General features: G+C 27.3%; 14 protein-coding genes, 2 tRNA genes and 1 pseudogene. 4 read left to right on the top strand and 13 right to left on the bottom strand.

The window, feature by feature from the left end:
* The first annotated feature begins 659 nt into the window (after window positions 1-659).
* Window positions 660-1,337 carry a uracil-DNA glycosylase gene (locus tag ACRDBA_RS00985; protein WP_438571080.1) on the top strand — a complete coding sequence of 226 codons (678 nt, stop codon included), beginning with the start codon at window positions 660-662 and terminating at the stop codon, window positions 1,335-1,337.
* A 60-nt stretch (window positions 1,338-1,397) separates the two neighbouring features.
* On the opposite strand, the gene ACRDBA_RS00980 is transcribed toward ACRDBA_RS00985, so the two are convergent.
* Entirely contained in the window at window positions 1,398-1,607 is a 210-nt protein-coding gene (locus ACRDBA_RS00980) for a hypothetical protein (RefSeq protein ID WP_438571079.1), read from the bottom strand.
* A 142-nt stretch (window positions 1,608-1,749) separates the two neighbouring features.
* Window positions 1,750-1,825 (bottom strand) — tRNA-Phe (locus ACRDBA_RS00975).
* Window positions 1,826-1,961: 136 nt separating this feature from the next.
* Between ACRDBA_RS00975 and ACRDBA_RS00970 the strand changes: the two genes are divergently transcribed.
* Entirely contained in the window at window positions 1,962-2,396 is a 435-nt protein-coding gene (locus ACRDBA_RS00970; RefSeq protein ID WP_438571078.1) for a hypothetical protein, read from the top strand.
* Between the two features lie 78 nt (window positions 2,397-2,474).
* Here the strand turns inward: ACRDBA_RS00970 and ACRDBA_RS00965 are convergent, their stop codons facing one another.
* From ACRDBA_RS00965 to ACRDBA_RS00935, 7 genes and pseudogenes are all read right to left on the bottom strand, one after another.
* The gene (locus ACRDBA_RS00965) at window positions 2,475-3,407 is read right to left on the bottom strand and encodes a lysostaphin resistance A-like protein (protein ID WP_438571077.1); all 933 of its coding nucleotides are present in this window, start codon (window positions 3,405-3,407) and stop codon (window positions 2,475-2,477) included.
* Between the two features lie 187 nt (window positions 3,408-3,594).
* Window positions 3,595-4,065, bottom strand: a pseudogene (locus tag ACRDBA_RS00960) (CinA family protein); the annotation flags it as partial.
* 152 nt (window positions 4,066-4,217) lie between these two features.
* A complete protein-coding gene (locus ACRDBA_RS00955; RefSeq protein WP_438571076.1) occupies window positions 4,218-4,454 on the bottom strand; it encodes a hypothetical protein in 237 nt (78 codons plus the stop codon).
* A gap of 79 nt (window positions 4,455-4,533) precedes the next feature.
* Entirely contained in the window at window positions 4,534-6,606 is a 2,073-nt protein-coding gene (fusA, locus tag ACRDBA_RS00950) for an elongation factor G (RefSeq protein ID WP_438571075.1), read from the bottom strand.
* A gap of 174 nt (window positions 6,607-6,780) precedes the next feature.
* Window positions 6,781-8,622 carry an LTA synthase family protein gene (locus ACRDBA_RS00945; RefSeq protein ID WP_438571074.1) on the bottom strand — a complete coding sequence of 614 codons (1,842 nt, stop codon included), beginning with the start codon at window positions 8,620-8,622 and terminating at the stop codon, window positions 6,781-6,783.
* A gap of 18 nt (window positions 8,623-8,640) precedes the next feature.
* Window positions 8,641-10,158, bottom strand: coding sequence for a glycan biosynthesis hexose transferase WsfD (wsfD, locus tag ACRDBA_RS00940; RefSeq protein WP_438571073.1), 1,518 nt, complete (start codon window positions 10,156-10,158; stop codon window positions 8,641-8,643).
* Between the two features lie 264 nt (window positions 10,159-10,422).
* On the bottom strand, window positions 10,423-11,964 hold the full coding sequence (locus ACRDBA_RS00935; RefSeq protein ID WP_438571072.1) for an AbgT family transporter: 1,542 nt from the start codon (window positions 11,962-11,964) through the stop codon (window positions 10,423-10,425).
* Window positions 11,965-12,300: 336 nt separating this feature from the next.
* Between ACRDBA_RS00935 and cls the strand changes: the two genes are divergently transcribed.
* Window positions 12,301-13,740, top strand: a complete 1,440-nt coding sequence (gene cls, locus ACRDBA_RS00930; protein WP_438571081.1) for a cardiolipin synthase — start codon at window positions 12,301-12,303, stop codon at window positions 13,738-13,740.
* 77 nt (window positions 13,741-13,817) lie between these two features.
* Window positions 13,818-15,155: a DUF2334 domain-containing protein gene (locus tag ACRDBA_RS00925; RefSeq protein ID WP_438571071.1), complete on the top strand. Its 1,338-nt coding sequence runs from the start codon at window positions 13,818-13,820 to the stop codon at window positions 15,153-15,155.
* 69 nt (window positions 15,156-15,224) lie between these two features.
* Here ACRDBA_RS00925 and ACRDBA_RS00920 read toward each other — a convergent pair whose 3' ends face one another.
* The 4 genes from ACRDBA_RS00920 to ACRDBA_RS00905 form a co-directional block, all read right to left on the bottom strand.
* Window positions 15,225-15,662, bottom strand: coding sequence for a VanZ family protein (locus tag ACRDBA_RS00920; protein ID WP_438571070.1), 438 nt, complete (start codon window positions 15,660-15,662; stop codon window positions 15,225-15,227).
* A gap of 71 nt (window positions 15,663-15,733) precedes the next feature.
* The gene (locus ACRDBA_RS00915; RefSeq protein WP_438571069.1) at window positions 15,734-16,177 is read right to left on the bottom strand and encodes a hypothetical protein; all 444 of its coding nucleotides are present in this window, start codon (window positions 16,175-16,177) and stop codon (window positions 15,734-15,736) included.
* A 142-nt stretch (window positions 16,178-16,319) separates the two neighbouring features.
* Complete coding sequence (locus tag ACRDBA_RS00910) at window positions 16,320-16,472, bottom strand: hypothetical protein (protein WP_438571068.1); 153 nt, start codon at window positions 16,470-16,472, stop codon at window positions 16,320-16,322.
* Between the two features lie 261 nt (window positions 16,473-16,733).
* Window positions 16,734-16,809 (bottom strand) — tRNA-Ala (locus tag ACRDBA_RS00905).
* Between the last annotated feature and the right edge of the window lie 49 nt (window positions 16,810-16,858).

Raw genomic sequence — 16,858 nt, 5'->3', positions numbered from 1 at the left:
CTGAGCCAGGATCAAACTCTCACTAAAAAGTTTAATCTGTTGCTCAAATTACTTTGAGTCTTTTTTAAGACTCTCAAAAGAATTGCTGGTTATTACTTAACTTTTATTCTGTTCAATTTTCAAAGACCAATTAAAATGTTACAATCTTTGCATCACTTATTTGTTTTGCTCTGTTATATCATTTTGTTTTTCCTTTTTTCGCCCTCAAGCGACTTCTTTATCTTACCATTTCTTCAAAACTCTGTCAACATTTTTTTTAATGTTTTTTTGTTTTGTCGAAACTACTTTAGTAAGATTATCACTTATGCAAAACATTGTCAACACTTATCTATATCGAAGTGTTTTCTTCTGCTGCATCAGCAACGAGTTACATAATATCATCATATAACAATTATTTTTTATATTTACATATATGTTATAAATGATTATTTTATAAATTCTACTTATACCTCATAATATCAAAAAAATACTACTATTGATATTCTTGGCAACGTTTCTGTTAATTATACATAAAACTAACATATTTTTAACTAAACAATACTTCAAACCTTATTTAAATAAATACAAAATATATTAACTACATCTACTTTTGGTATAGTATATCTTCATATTGATGATACTTTATAGTATAAGATGCTATAATTAACCGAGGTGATAATATGAAAAAAATAATAGATAATGATTGGCAAGAGCTATTAGAATCAGAATTTCAAAAGGATTACTATATAAACTTACGAGCATTTCTTGTTAATGAATATAAAAATAAAACTATATTTCCTAATATGCATGATATTTTTAATGCATTAAAATTTACTCCATACAATAAAGTTAAGGTTGTTATTCTTGGTCAAGATCCTTATCATGGTCCAAACCAAGCTCACGGACTTAGCTTTTCTGTTAATAAAGGAATTCCTACTCCCCCTTCATTATTAAATATTTATAAGGAACTTCATTCTGATTTAGGATGCTTTATTCCTAACAATGGATATTTAAAATCTTGGGCTGATCAAGGTGTGCTTTTATTAAATACTGTTCTTACAGTTAGAGCTCATGAAGCAAACTCTCATAAAAATATGGGATGGGAGATATTCACTGATAAAGTAATTAGTTTACTTAATAATAAGGAAGAACCTATTATTTTTATCCTATGGGGAAATCATGCTATAAAAAAATCATCCCTTATAACAAATAAACGCCATTATATATTAACGTCTCCTCATCCTAGTCCATTATCAGCTTCAAGAGGATTTTTAGGTAGTAAGCCATTTTCTAGAACAAATGATATTTTAAAGTCTTTGCATAAAACTCCAATTAATTGGCAAATAGATAATATTTAAATTTTTATATTAAAAAAGCTATCTTAAGATTATTACTAACTTAAGATAGCTTTATGAATTTCATACAAGTTGCTTTTTTTCAATAGATTTTATCTTTTTATAAGCAGAGTATCCAAATGCACCTAATATACCTACTACTCCACCAGCTGAAAATCCTAATATCATTTCTCCACCTATTACTCCAGCTATAATACCACAACTTACTCCTATTGCTATACCCTTAGCAACATAATCTAATTCCTCTTCTGACATATACATTTTCTTTAACATAACCCCATCTCCTCAATTAATCTTTAACTTGATTATATTGTATAATAAACTTCTTAATAATTCCTTAAGTTAAGCTTAAATATAAATAAATTATATTTTTACATACAAAAAAACCAACTAATTCAAAATTAGTTGGTTTACCTGGTGGCTCGACCAGGAATCGAACCAGGGACACGAGGATTTTCAGTCCTCTGCTCTACCGACTGAGCTATCGAGCCTTAACAATTAATATTTTACATAATATCTTAGTTATTGTCAACATATTTTTTATTTTTTTATTAATAATTGTCATAAAGTCATTTTTATATATTTTAATAATATATTTTAATAATAGCATTTTTATAGGAGTTAATAGTGAATTATTTAATATTTATTATTTTAATACTTATTGTAGTACTTATGTATTTTTATTGTGATAACAAACTAGCATCAGCAAAAAAGCAAGTTATGATAGCTTCTAAGCAATATACCATAATAAAAACTAAATATGATAGCCTAGCTAAACCTACAACTAGTCTAAATATAAAATTTTCAAGCCCCTCTTCAAAAGCAGGAATAGTTAATAGTAATATATATATTTATCTTTCCCCAGCATTATCATCTCCAGTATTAAAAAGAACTAATATTAGAATGGAAGTTCAAATTCTTGATATGGCTGAGTCAGATAATCATAAATGGTACTACTCAAATCTCCCTGTAGATACAAATATAAATTGTAGAGGTTGGATAAAGGATACAGATTTTTCAGTTTTATATAAGGACTCTAGTAACTTATCAAAATCTAAATAAATTTAACTTATAATATCAACAAAGCACCAAATAACGAGTTTTTCACTCTTATTTGGTGCTTATTTAAATTCAACTTATTTATAGATACATAGTTTGTATAACTATATATATTATATAAACTATAATTATTACTACAAATGGCCAATTAAATACATTTTCTTCTGAACTTACTTCACTGCTTTCTTCTCTTATAATACCTCTTTTTATATTAAGCTCTTCTAATTTCTTTATTATCATATAAACAAATGTAGAAAATATTAATGCTATTACTCCATAAAATATAAATAATTGTAGCTTTTCTCCAAATGCTAAAGTTTTTAATGACATATCTGCAACTTCACTTGTTACTTCCGGACTTTGCATAAAGACACTAGAAAGCTTAGACAATGTTACAGATGTACCATTTATAATAAAATGCAGAATACATGCCGAGAATATACTATTTGTTATTCTAACTAATAAAGCTAATATAAATCCTAATACTGTTGCATATAAAAATTGTTGTGGATCTAAATGAAGTATTCCAAAAAATAATCCAGTTATAAGTGCAGCTACGTATTTATTCTTATTTTTATATCCAGATAAAACTACTCCTCTTATTGTAACCTCTTCTGTTATAGAAGGTAAGACAGCTACTAATGATAATAATATTAAATAAGGAGTAGATGATATTTCACCAATAAAAGCTCCTATTTCATTATTAAAGAAAAATGCTGTTATCATAGAAAAGAATGTCATTATAGGCTGACAAGCAAATCCTAATAAAATTACTAAAAATACATCCTTTAAATATATTTTATTAAACTTAAAGGTTTCCTTTACAGATTCCTTAGTAACTAAAATATAAATAGCTGCTGGTAATAAAAATAGTCCTATGTGATTAAATAATAGTATTAATCTTACATCTGATATTCCAAGCATCACATATAACGGTACTAAAATTGTTGGTAAAAATATTTCTAATAGTAATATAATTAGAAAATATTTATTTGCTTTTAAAATTTTTTTCATTTAATTTAGTCCTCCCACCTTAAGATATTTCGAATGTATATATTAATGTTTTTGTGGGCATAATTTTAATGAAGCTGATAAGCTTCCGCAGTTAATCGCCTCTCCCCCATTTTATTTATATACACAAATACTCCTTTATTAACTAATTACCGTTAGTTATAAAGGAGTATTTCCTCTTTATAACCTTTTATAATTTTTCTAATTCATCCTTTAGCATTTTTAATGCGTTAATTGTACTTTCTTTTCTAACTGATTTTCTATCTCCTGTAAAGTTAAACTTCTTCACAATTGTTTTTCCTAATATATGAACACCTATATAAACTAATCCAACTGGTTTTTCCTCTGTTCCACCACCTGGCCCTGCTATCCCTGTTGTTGAAATTGCTACCTTTGAATTTGCTTCTCTTGCTATTCCTTCAACCATTTCTCTTGCTGTTTCTTCGCTTACTGCTCCATAGTTTTCTAAAGTAGCTTCTTTTACTCCCAGTCGTTTAACCTTAGCCTCATTTGAATATGTTACTGCTCCTTCTAAAAAAACCTTAGATATACCTGGATATGATATTAAATAACTTGCAACCATTCCTCCTGTACATGATTCTGCTGTTGAAATTGTTAGATTTTTTTCACATAAACTTATTCCTATAGATTCTTCTAATGAATTACAAGCTGATTTATGTACATCCTTAACCATTTAGCCTACCTCCCTAGTATATTTACTATATTATATAATTATAATATTTTTATATGGAATTTTATAGAATTTTATAAAAAAAATAAATTAAAGCTACTAACTAAGTTAGTAGCCTATTATCATTTTTGCTTATTTGCACTAATGTAGTAACCTCCTAAGGAATTTATCCCTTCATCTATTATTGAAAATTCTTTATCCCTTAGCATTGATGATATTACTTTCACACTATTCTTTGCCTCTTCGTTTAATGTTATTGTAAAATTATCTCCACTATCAACTACACTTATATAATCAAATATATTGCTATATTCATTTAATCCTAATTCACCTTGTAAATTCATATTATAATTTGGCATAGTTGACCTCCTAATCTTAAGTTATTTATTATAGTAATTTTATTTTTTCACATTGATATAATATTTATTCATATATAAATTATTTTTGAGAATCTTCTATTATCCTTTTAACTTCTAGCTCAGGAACTTCTTCATATCTTTCTAATTTACTAGTAAAGCTTCCCCTTGCTTGTGTCATAGATCTTAAGTCTGTAGCATATTTAAACATTTCTGCTAAAGGAACTTCTCCAATTACCTTTTGAAGTTTTCCTTCTTGCTCCATTCCTAATACTCTCCCCCTTTTTTTATTCATATCTCCTATTATATCTCCCATGTACTCATCTGGAATTAAAACCTCTACATGCATTATAGGCTCTAATAATATTGGCTTAGCTTGCTCCACACCTTTTTTATACGCCATTGATGTAGCCATTTTAAATGCCATTTCTGATGAATCTACTGGATGATAAGATCCATCATATAATGTTGCTTTTAATCCAACTACTGGATATCCAGCTAATACACCTTTTTCTATGCAATCTCTTAATCCCTTTTCAACCGCTGGAATAAAGTTTCTTGGCACTGCACCACCAACAACCTTATCTACAAATTCTAAATCCTGTTCCCCATCAGTTCTAGCTTCAAATTTTATTTTTACATCTCCATATTGCCCATGACCACCTGATTGCTTTTTATGTTTTCCTTGCACATCTGAAGATCCCTTTACAGTTTCTCTATAAGGAATCTTAGGTAATTGAAGAACTACATCAGCTCCAAACTTATTTTTTAATTTACTTGCTATTACTTCTAAATGAGTTTCTCCTAATCCTGAAATAATTATTTCAGCATTTTCAGTATCTCTCTCTACTGAGAAAGTTGGATCCTCTTCTAACAGCTTTTGAAGTGATGATGATATCTTTTCTTCATCTCCCTTTGCTTTAGGAATTACAGCCATAGACATTACTGGCTCTGGGAAATTCAGCTTATCATAAATAATTTTGTTATTTGAATCACATAATGTATCACCAGTTTCTGTGTATTGAAGCTTTGCAACAGCTGCGATATCTCCTGCAATAACTTCCTTTGTCATTATCTGATTTTTTCCTTTCATAAAGAAAATGTTAGCAAGCTTTTCTACCTTATCCTTATTACTGTTTATAACAGTTATTTCATTAGAAAGCTTTCCAGTAATTACTCTAAATAATGATATCTTTCCTACAAATGGGTCTGCTATAGTTTTAAATACTAATGCTGAAAAAGGATCTTTTTCAGATGGCTTTATGAAAACCTCTTCATTAGTTTGTAAATCTATTGCCTTTTGAGGAATTGCATATTGGGGGGATGGGAAACAACCTACTATGTCATCAAGGGCACATTGCATACCTATACCTTTTAATGCGCTACCACAAATTACAGGTGAAATTTCTCCTCTTGCACAACCCTTTATTAATCCACTATAAATATCATCATCACTTAATTCTCCATTTTCTAAATACTTATCCAATAACTCTTCATCAGTTTCTGCAACTGCTTCCATTATCATTTGCTTACATTCTTCTACCTTATCTAGTAAATCTGATGGAATATCTACTATATCCATTTGGTGAGTCTTAGTATTATATATTCTAGCCTTTTTTAAAATAACATTGATTACACCATTGAAATTATCTTCACTACCTATTGGATATTGTATTGGTACAACACTATTACCAAAAGTCTCTTTAAGTTCAGATAACACTTTATCAAAATTTGAATTTTCTCTATCTAATTTATTTATAAAAAATGTTCTTGGTAAATTTATTTTACTGCAATAATCCCATGCCTTTTCAGTACCAACTTGTACACCTGCTACACCACAAACTACTATTGTTGCAACATCAACAGCTCTCATTCCTTGGATTAGTTCTCCTGTAAAATCAAAGTACCCTGGTATATCAACTAAATTAACCTTTGTATTTCCAAGATCAATAGGTGCTAAAGAAACTGATAATGAAATTCCACGTCTCTTTTCTTCTTGATCAAAATCTGAAACCGTATTTCCTTCTTCTATCTTTCCTAGTCTATCGCTATTTCCTGAATAGAATAATAAGGCCTCTACTAAAGATGTCTTTCCTGATGCTCCATGACCTAATAAACCAACATTTCTTAAATTATTAATTGTGTAATCTTTCATAATTAACCACAACACCATATCAATGATGTTATGAATTCACCCACCTTTCACTTAACTAAGATAAATATTTATTTAGGCTATATATCATATTTTTATGCTTGTTTATAAATTTTAGTACAAAAAAGAAGGTGTAATTTATACACCTTCAATATTTTTAAATTATATTTTATTTTACTAATCTCTATAGTTAAAATAATCATTTTTAATTATCTTTTCTCCTATATCATAAGCCTTTAAAATATGTTCTTTTTCTTCCTCAGTTTTGTAATTACCTCTTAATATATTTCCCTTTATTACAGTTGAATCTCTATTAGTATTTACTAGTACTCTTCCCATAGAAGTATTTCTATATTTTGAATCTTCTATTCCTAATAAATATAATACAGTAGGCATTATATCTACATGCCCCCCATGAACTGTAAATTCCTTTTCTTTTATTCCATCGGCATATATTATTAAGGGGATTTCTTGAGTGTACTCTTTCCACCAACCATCTTCATAATCTAAATCCTTAATATCATCATTGTAATATTTATGAACGCCCCCATGATCTCCATAAATTACAATCATAGTATCCTTTAATAAGCCTTCGTCCTCTAGAGTTTTTATAAACATACCTATTTGTTCATCAGTATAATGAATACTTTCAAAATATCCACCTAAATAACTTTCATCTACATATTCAGGTAAATCTAATTTTCTATATTCATCTGCAATATTAAAAGGACCATGACTTGATGATGTAGGTGCATGTATATAAAAAGGATCCTTTACATCTTTTAATTTTTTTGCTACTTGTGAAAAGAAGCTTTTGTCTGACAATCCATATCCAACATTTTCTTCATATACATAATCTGTTATATCCCAAATATCCTTAGACCCGAATCCATTTCTATGTAATTCAGTCCAATTAAATTCATTAGGTTTTAATGGATGTGTAGATATAGTTTCATATCCTTCTCCATTAAGCACTCTTGATAAAGAGTTTGGATAAACTAATTCACCATAATTAAGAGATGTTATTCTTCCCCCTAGTGGGAATATTGAAGTATTAGTCATATAATCACAATCTATACTATTTCCAGCATTGTTTTGTTCATAAACATTGCTAAAATATAATCCATTTTCAACTAGCTTATTCATTGTAGGTGTTATTTCTTTTCCATTTGTCTTTTCATTAATAACAAAGTTTTCTAATGATTCTACTTGAATAAATATTACATTCTTTCCATTTGCAATTCCCTTATATTCATTATCAGGTAGATTTTCATTGTTTTCTTCTAACCACTTATCTATTTCCCCTAATTGACTTTTATTGCCTGGAACTATAACTCTCTTTATAGTTATAAACGCTTCATTTAAATGATAGCCAATAGGTCCAGGAGCTTCTACCGACATAAGAGTAGTCCATCCTTTATTAACTATTTTTTTATCCCAACCAGCTAAACTAAATATATCTAAACATATAATAGATATAATTATTCCTAGTATGGAAGCTGAAAAAGCAACTATAAACTTATTTGAATTTCCCTTTTCATTATTTTTAATCTTTAATACAAATATAAAAATTAGGATTATAATTATATCTATAAAAAATATAGAATCTATAGCCTTAAAGTTTATTAAACTTTCTTTTACTGGATTAAATGTCCCTGGAAAGAATATATTTTTTAATCCTATGAAATCTCTATTTACTCTAAAATAGCTTAAGTCAAATACTAATAATAAACTATAAATTATATTTACAACATTATAATATATAATTTGTTTTTTATATGAAAATAAATATCCAAAGGAAAATACTAATATAACGTACATTAAATGAACTAATATAAGTTTATAATCTATCTTATCAATTATTAACTTACTTGCATTACCATCTTTTAATATAGTTAAAAATATTGTTGATTTAAATAGCATATCTAGTACAATAAAAATTCTAAATATACTCATCCAGTTTACTGTAATATTGCTTTTAGCTTTATTAACACTGAACCTTAAACTGTCTAATTTCATTAAAGCACAACCTTTATCCTACGTAGTTTTTTCTAATATGTTTTTCTTGAATAATCTTACAAAATTACTAATGACCCAATATATTGATATTACTAAAAGAATATCAAATATGAAGTTAAATAAATATAATTGCTTTGATGTATCTGCTCTACCATTTCCTACAAAAGGCATAGGGAATTGAAGTGTAGATATAAATATTAAAGTCCATAAAATATGAATCTTTCCCTTAACCTCTTTGTTATATTTATTTTTAATATATTCGTAAACTGATATTATCACCATTAGCGCATATATTCCTATTATAAACCATAATGTTTTAGGTAATTTACTTAATCTAAAATCTGACCATGTTGTAAATTTATTAAATTCAACAATTGGTTCTTCACTATATTCCCTTGAGTATTTACCTAGTCCTGTTCCTGTTGAAAATGCATGATTGGCTGTGTATTCCATCCCCTCTATTAATCTCATTGGATGAGTTAAATAGAATTTTGCTAACTTTCCATTAGACATTTTTCCATAAAACTCTTCTTCAGTTATTTCAGTTCTAGGAACATATTTAACATACTCATCTGGAGGTAAGTATGAATGTTTCCCTGCTTCAACATACATATCTGGATTTAATCCTAAATCCTCTAGGTCTTCCTTTGGTGTTTCTGATTCATTAAGTACTCCATAAAAGACAGAGTTATATTGAGTATCCTTGCTCATTGCTCCATTTTGTGCACTCATTTGTAATGGATATACTATTAGTAATACAAAAAATACTCCTAACCCTATTAATCTTTTTTTAGATAAATAGCTCCTATTATCCCATACTATTTTACCTAGTATAAGTAAAATAACAGGTAGTGCAGTAAGTGTTTGCATCTTAGAGCCCATAAATAAAAATGCAGCTATAAACATAAATATTATTTTACTAAATATCCTATTGTTATTTTCTAAAACATATTTTTCATTAATATAGTAAAGATATGATGCTATAAATAACATAAGAGTCCCTATCATCATAGGCTCGCCATACAAACTATTAAACCATATTAAATAATTACCATCTAAAAATATAAATGCTCCTAAAAGTGTCATTATCGTTAATACTAATTTGCTTTTTATATTTGACTTTTTTATTACCATATATAAAGCAAATATATACATAATTGAATATGCTATTGCTAAGTATTGAGTTTTAAATATTGTTTGCCCAAAAAGATTGCAAATCCTAGATATTAAATATATTAAGTATCCTACACTAGTTCCTACAAGTGTAATGAAAAATTGAATTATGCTATTTCCATTAATACTATAATTAGTTACTGTATAATCATAAAATCTCTTAAAATCTGGATTGCTTATATCTGAATTTAAAAGAGAAATTCCTCCTGCAGACATTACTCTATCAAAATCACCTTGATCTGCTACTCCTGGCTGTGGTCCAGTAAATAAAACATATTTAACTATGCATATTGCTACTACTATAAATAAAATAGCTAAGTAGCTTGAATAGTTGTTTTTTATCTTATCTTTTAAATTGCTCAACTGTCTTCCTCCCATTACTATTTTTTTACACTAAATCACTATATCATAAGATTAGATTATTTTTTATAATAATTTTTTAATTCTTTATTAATATTCTTTCTTATTATTAATTTTTAAATCAATTATTGTTAAATAAGGCTTTAAAATATAACTTAGTATATTAAATACTTTTTATATAAATAATATGTTTTAATAAATCTACATAAAAAAGCTAGCTTAGAACAAATCTAAGCTAGCTTATATAATACTTATTTAACTCTTATATTATATCATTATTGAAGCACCTGGACCTAAAGGTAAACCTAACATGTACCAGATTACTAATAATACTGTCCATCCTATTAAGAATGCTATTGAGTAAGGAACCATTGTAGTTATTAATGTTCCTGGACCTGCATCTTTATCATACTTTTCTGTGAAAGCAACTATTAATGCAAAGTAACTCATAAGTGGTGATATTATGTTAGTTGTTGAATCACCAATTCTGTATGCCATTTGAACTAACGCTGGTGAGTAGCTCATGTTCATTAACATTGGAATAAATACTGGAGCCATAATTGCCCATTTAGCTGAAGCTGATCCCATGAATAAGTTAATGAATGCTGTTACTAATACAAATCCTATTATTAGAGGAATTCCTGAAATCCCTGCATTTTGTAAGAAATCTGCACCCTTAACTGCTACTACTGTTCCTAAGTGAGTATAGCTAAAGTATTGTACGAATTGTGCTGCGAAGAATACTAATACTATATATCCTCCCATAGTAGCCATACTTTTACCCATTAATGATATTACATCTTTATCATTTTTAACTGTTTTAGCTCCTATACCATAAGCAACCCCAGGTACGAAGAAGAATAAAGCAATTATAAATACGATTGAATCCATAAATGGTGATTTTAATATTTCATTAGTTTCAGGATTTCTTAATACTCCACCTGGAACTAAACAAATTCCCATTAATATTATAAATAATACAGTTGCTATTCCAGCAAATTTTAAACCTCTTTTTTGTTCTGGAGTAACTTCTGTTAAAGTTTCTTTTACTTCACCTTTGTATTTACCTAATTTAGGTTCAACTATTTTTTCAGTTACAATTGTACCGATTATTGTAATAAGGAATGTTGATGCTATTATAAAGTACCAGTTATCTGTTACTCCAACCCCAATTTGTGAAGGATGTATTTTTGCAGCTTCTGATGAAATACCTGATAATAAAGCATCAGTTGGCCCTGTTAATAAGTTTGCACTGTATCCTCCAGAAACCCCAGCAAATGCTGCTGCTAAACCTGCTAATGGATGACGTCCAAAGCTTAAGAATATTATAGCTCCTAATGGAACTAAAACAACGTACCCAGCATCTGAAGCTATACTTGACATAACACCAGCAAAAACTACTACTACTGTTATTAATCTTTTTGGAGTACTAGTTACTAACTTAGTTAATAATGTTCCAATAAGACCTGTACCTTCTGCAACCCCAACTCCTAATAAGGCAACTAAAACTGTTCCTAGTGGAGCAAAGCTTGTAAAGTTAGTTACAGCTGATGTAAACATATATCTGATTCCTTCTGGACTCAATAAGCTTACTACTTGAGATGTCATTTCCTTTATTTCCATAGTTGATCTATCTAACCCTGTATATGTTACAGATACTCCCATTTTAGCAAGTATTGCTGATAATACCATGATGATAGCACATAATATTATGAATATTGTAGCTGGATGAGGTAACTTATTACCAACTCTTTCAATTCCAGCTAAAATGCCTTTTTTCGGCTTTTCTTTCTTCTGTGTATTACTCATATTTATCCCCCCATTTTCTGATGTTTGAATTTTTAAAGTAGACGAACATTCGTTATTCTAATCCACGTAAACTTCACTTAATATGATATTATTATATATTCATATTAAGTATTTTTCAACTGTTTTATAACTTTTTATTAAAAAAATTTAATTTTCATTATACAAATGGCAATTACCAATGTCTTAATATGAGTTTTAGTTAAAAATCCCGTCTTTTTTTTGCAGGATTTTATTATATTACTAATAGATAGTTATGATATTTTTTTAAATATTTCTCACTTTCAAAGGGCAAAATATTAAAATATAAATAGAAATTTGAAGGAGGTAATTAAAATAATTGCATTATCACTACTTTTTTTAACTTTTTTTATTATAAATATAGTCTTTATATTTACAATTATACTTTTAGAAAAGAAAAGACCTGAAAAAACAATCGCATGGATACTTGTTTTAACGTTGCTACCTCCCTTTGGTTTAATAGCCTATTTATTTTTAGGACGTAATTGGAAAATACATACTCTAAATAAAACTAAATCTAATACTATAAACTCTTTAACCAAACCACTAATTAATGATTCTAAAAATAAACTAGGTAATTATGAAGAACTTATTGATTTAGTAGCAAATAATAGTGAATCTCCACTATTTTTAAACAATCAAGTAACGATATTAAATGGTGGAGAAGAGAAATTCTTTCATTTAAAAGAAGAACTCTTAAATGCACATCACAGTATTCACCTTGAATATTACATTATTAAAAATGACAAAATAGGAAATGAAATAAAGGAAATACTTATAAAAAAGGCACAAGAAGGCGTAAAAGTTAAATTTATAATAGATAAGGTAGGCTCAATAAGGCTTAAAAGGAAATATATTAATGATTTAAAATCAGGTGGCGTAGATGTCGTTTTTTATAGTTATATATTAGCACCTCTATTAAGATTTATTAATACTCAAATAAATTATAGGAATCATAGAAAGATTGTAGTTATAGATAATTATATTAGCTTTGTTGGTGGAATAAATATAGGCGATGAATATTTAGGTTTAGGTCCACTTGGAAATTGGCGTGATTGCCACTTTATGATAAAGGGAGATTTTTCATTAGGATTACAATATGTATTTTTAGAAGATTTTACCTCTATAAAAAAACATTCAAAAAATGATGAGTATATGATTGATAATATAGAAGAGTTTTTTTTACTTCCACCAAAAGAATATGGAAATACATTTTTACAATTTGTGAAAAGCGGACCTGACTCAGAATTTCCTTCAATAGCTCAAAGCATAATAAAATTAATTAGCATGGCTAAAAAGGAAATAAACATAGTTACTCCTTATTTTATACCTACTGAAGGAATAATTGACGCTTTAAAAATAGTATTATTAAGTGGTGTTTCTGTAAATATAATTTTCCCTGAAAAAACTGATCATTTTGCTGTTAATAGAGCTTCAAAAACTTATTTAGCTGAATTAATGAGATGTGGTGCTAAAGTATATTTATATACTTCAAAAGGTTTTATACACACTAAATTAATAACTGTTGATAATGAATTATCAAGTATTGGTACTGCTAATATGGATATACGAAGTTTTGAACTTAACTATGAAATAAATACTATTATTTATGATAAGTCTTTAACTTATAAATTGAATGAAATTTTTTTATCTGATTTAAAGGATTCTAGAGAATATACACTAACAGAATATGATTCTCAAACTATGTTTAACAAAATCTTAAATGGTATATCAAGATTACTTTCTTCTATATTATGATATAATTTATTTAAAAACAATAAATATCTAAGCTTTTAAAAAATCAGCTTAATATCTTATTAATATTAGGGGGAATAATGAAAATTTTTAAAAATACTCTTATATGTATATTATCAATAGTTATATTGATATTTCTATTTTGTAAAAGCAATATTTTAAACGGGAATATTATTGTAGATAATACTATCGAATATAATCATTCAAACTTATTACTAAAAAAACCATCTGATGATTTTGAATTCAAAAACGAATATTCAAAAGTTACTGACATAAATATATTATTTAATAATCAATCTATTACAAATGATGTAATCCTTAAGTCTCAAAGATACTATATTTCTATAGATACTCTTTGTAATATTTTAAATTTACCTATTATAATTGAAAATTCTACGATTAAAATAGGTGATTCAATAACAATTAATTTATTAGATAATGATGTTTATTTAAATAATGATTTTTATAATCTTAGAGGTGAACTAATCCAAATAGACTCACATTACTATTTATCTTTATCTGATATTGAGTACTTGTTTAATCTAAGAAGTAACTTTAATTTTAATAACAATGAAATATCCTTATTTAATTCACCAGAAGTTCATTTAAATAATAATGTTGCTAAAGAAGGAAGAATTGCATTACTTAGATTAGAAGATATTTCTGCTGGAGGATATTTAAAAAGCTCTGATAATATTCAAAAAATGAAACTAATGGTAGATTTACTTCATAGTAATTCTATTAAATTTCACATAGCTTGGGTTCCTCATTATATTGATCCTAATCAAAATATAGATAATGACTTAACAAAAGACTTTTCTATAGAAAACATAGCTTTTGTTAATTTATTAGATTATATGATAAATAAAAATGGTTTAATTGGATTACACGGATATACACATCAATTCAGTGAGGAAACTAGTTTATATGGGACCGAATTATCTAAAAAAGCAAATTCAACTGAAGAAGAAACAAGAATAGTAATTGAAAAAGCTATAAGTACTGCTAATTATTTAAATATACCTATAAGTTTTTTTGAAAGTCCTCATTATAAGGCTACAAGGTCTCAAAAGGATATTATTCAAGAATACTTTAAATATATATATGAACCATATAGTATTCCACAATATATAAATATAAAACATACTAATAATAATATATATATTCCTACACCATTAAGCTATGTAAGAGATTTAGATACATCTAAAATTACAAAAGGATTATCTAATCCTGATAATAGCGCTGGAGCACTAATGAGTTTATTTTATCATCCATCAAAAGAACTTGATTTCATAAATTTTGAAATTATTGATAATAAAATAAAATATTCATACTCTGAAAACTCTCCACTACAACAAATCATAAGATCATTAAATGAAAATAAATATGTAACATCATATATAACTAAAATAAAGTAATAAATTAGCACATGGCTATAAAATCTATGTAATATATAAATTTTATAACTATGTGCTTTTATTAAACAATTATTTCCCCTTTATTTTTCCATATATAATTGTGCTTACTAAGCCAATAAAGCCTCCGCAAGTATCTATCATAACATCTTTAATAGCCATAGCTCTTCCAGGCACAAAATATTGATGTATCTCATCTGTACACGCATATAAAAATACTAAAGCCAAAGCATATATTCTAGCATTCTTTTTGTCAACATATATTATAATTACCCTATAAGACAGTAAAAATAAAATTAAATACTCAGTCAAATGAGCACCTTTTCTAACTATGAAAGTAGCTAAATCTCCAAAATAATTATTTAACTCTATTCCTAAAGCCTGGAATACTTTTATAATTAAATTACTTTGGCTGCTTGAAACTTCTCCATTTTGATTAGACATATAAAAAATTAAAACCATCCACATTATCAACATAATCCATGCTAATATATTTTTCTTTTTGTTCATAACTCTTCCCCTTAAGTGCATAATATTCATTATACTATACTACCTAATCCATTAACTACTGTTTATTTCTATTAATCTTGATCAACTATATATCTATTTATATAAGCCAATGATTGCTCTAAAATTCCTTGTCCCCTTTCTAAATCTTGAATATTCATCTCCAAATTGTATATCCTTTGTTCCACTAAATACATTATTTCTTTTATGTCATTTAATAATTTTGCTTCATAAGATACTTGTATTCCATCTGGATCAATATATATCTTTTCAGGTTCTGACCCACATTCTGTGCATTTAGCATATACTCCAGCCTTATCAACATCCCTAAATACCTTAAATGTCTCATTATTACAATTTGAACAATTTGGCATCATCATAAAGTCGTGATTATCAACTTCTATTTCCTGTTTAGTTTTACATTCATTACAGATCAACTGTATTTTACTTTCTTCACTTTGTATATAGAATCTATTCCCACTACACCCTTCTTTTTGGCATACTACTGTTCTAATCATATTGCATCCTCTCCCTTTCAGCAATTATAAGATTATATTACATCTCTATAATTAATATGCTTTTAAGGATAAATATATGCACTATAAAATAAAAAGATCTTAAATATATTAATATACTTAAGATCCACACTTTATGAACGTATTATTTATAAACTTCTAAACCTTCTTCTATTTTCTTTTCAAGTTCCTTCATTAATATATCTATTTTTTCTGTATTTTTCCCAGATAATAAAAGTTCTCTTTTTTCCAATTTTAAAACTATCATCTCTTGTTCTAACTCTAATTTGTTCCCCACAAAAAACACTCCCCATCTTAAGACACATATATCCTAAAAAATTTTTTATGCTTCATCGTCCTATACTTTTGAAAATAATCCGTCTATCTAAAACCATTTCATATATATTATTATATATTATTAACTATATAATGACTAATTAAATTTATAGGTTTTTTTTAACCTTTTTCGACATTTTATCTTTATTATTTTATTTTAATATCTTATACTAAAGATTTAAATAAAATAAAAAAAAGCTACGAAATACTTCGTAGCTTTTAATGGTGGAGATAAAGAGATTCGAACTCTTGACCCCTTGCGTGCAAGGCAAGTGCTCTCCCAACTGAGCTATACCCCCAAAAATGGTGGACCTTCAGGGACTCGAACCCCGGACCTACCGGTTATGA

Source organism: Clostridium sp. (assembly GCF_051654825.1).
In the GTDB taxonomy this organism is placed as follows: domain Bacteria; phylum Bacillota; class Clostridia; order Clostridiales; family Clostridiaceae; genus Clostridium.
Note: the sequence above shows the minus strand (reverse complement) of the source record. Positions and strands in the feature narration are given on the sequence as shown.

Coding starts and splice junctions, on each gene's coding strand:
- ACRDBA_RS00985 (WP_438571080.1), top strand. CDS start 660: ATGAAAAAAATAATAGATAATGATTGGCAAGAGCTATTAGAATCAGAA.
- ACRDBA_RS00980 (WP_438571079.1), bottom strand. CDS start 1,607: ATGTTAAAGAAAATGTATATGTCAGAAGAGGAATTAGATTATGTTGCT.
- ACRDBA_RS00965 (WP_438571077.1), bottom strand. CDS start 3,407: ATGAAAAAAATTTTAAAAGCAAATAAATATTTTCTAATTATATTACTA.
- ACRDBA_RS00955 (WP_438571076.1), bottom strand. CDS start 4,454: ATGCCAAATTATAATATGAATTTACAAGGTGAATTAGGATTAAATGAA.
- fusA (WP_438571075.1), bottom strand. CDS start 6,606: ATGAAAGATTACACAATTAATAATTTAAGAAATGTTGGTTTATTAGGT.
- ACRDBA_RS00945 (WP_438571074.1), bottom strand. CDS start 8,622: ATGAAATTAGACAGTTTAAGGTTCAGTGTTAATAAAGCTAAAAGCAAT.
- ACRDBA_RS00935 (WP_438571072.1), bottom strand. CDS start 11,964: ATGAGTAATACACAGAAGAAAGAAAAGCCGAAAAAAGGCATTTTAGCT.
- ACRDBA_RS00925 (WP_438571071.1), top strand. CDS start 13,818: ATGAAAATTTTTAAAAATACTCTTATATGTATATTATCAATAGTTATA.
- ACRDBA_RS00920 (WP_438571070.1), bottom strand. CDS start 15,662: ATGAACAAAAAGAAAAATATATTAGCATGGATTATGTTGATAATGTGG.
- ACRDBA_RS00915 (WP_438571069.1), bottom strand. CDS start 16,177: ATGATTAGAACAGTAGTATGCCAAAAAGAAGGGTGTAGTGGGAATAGA.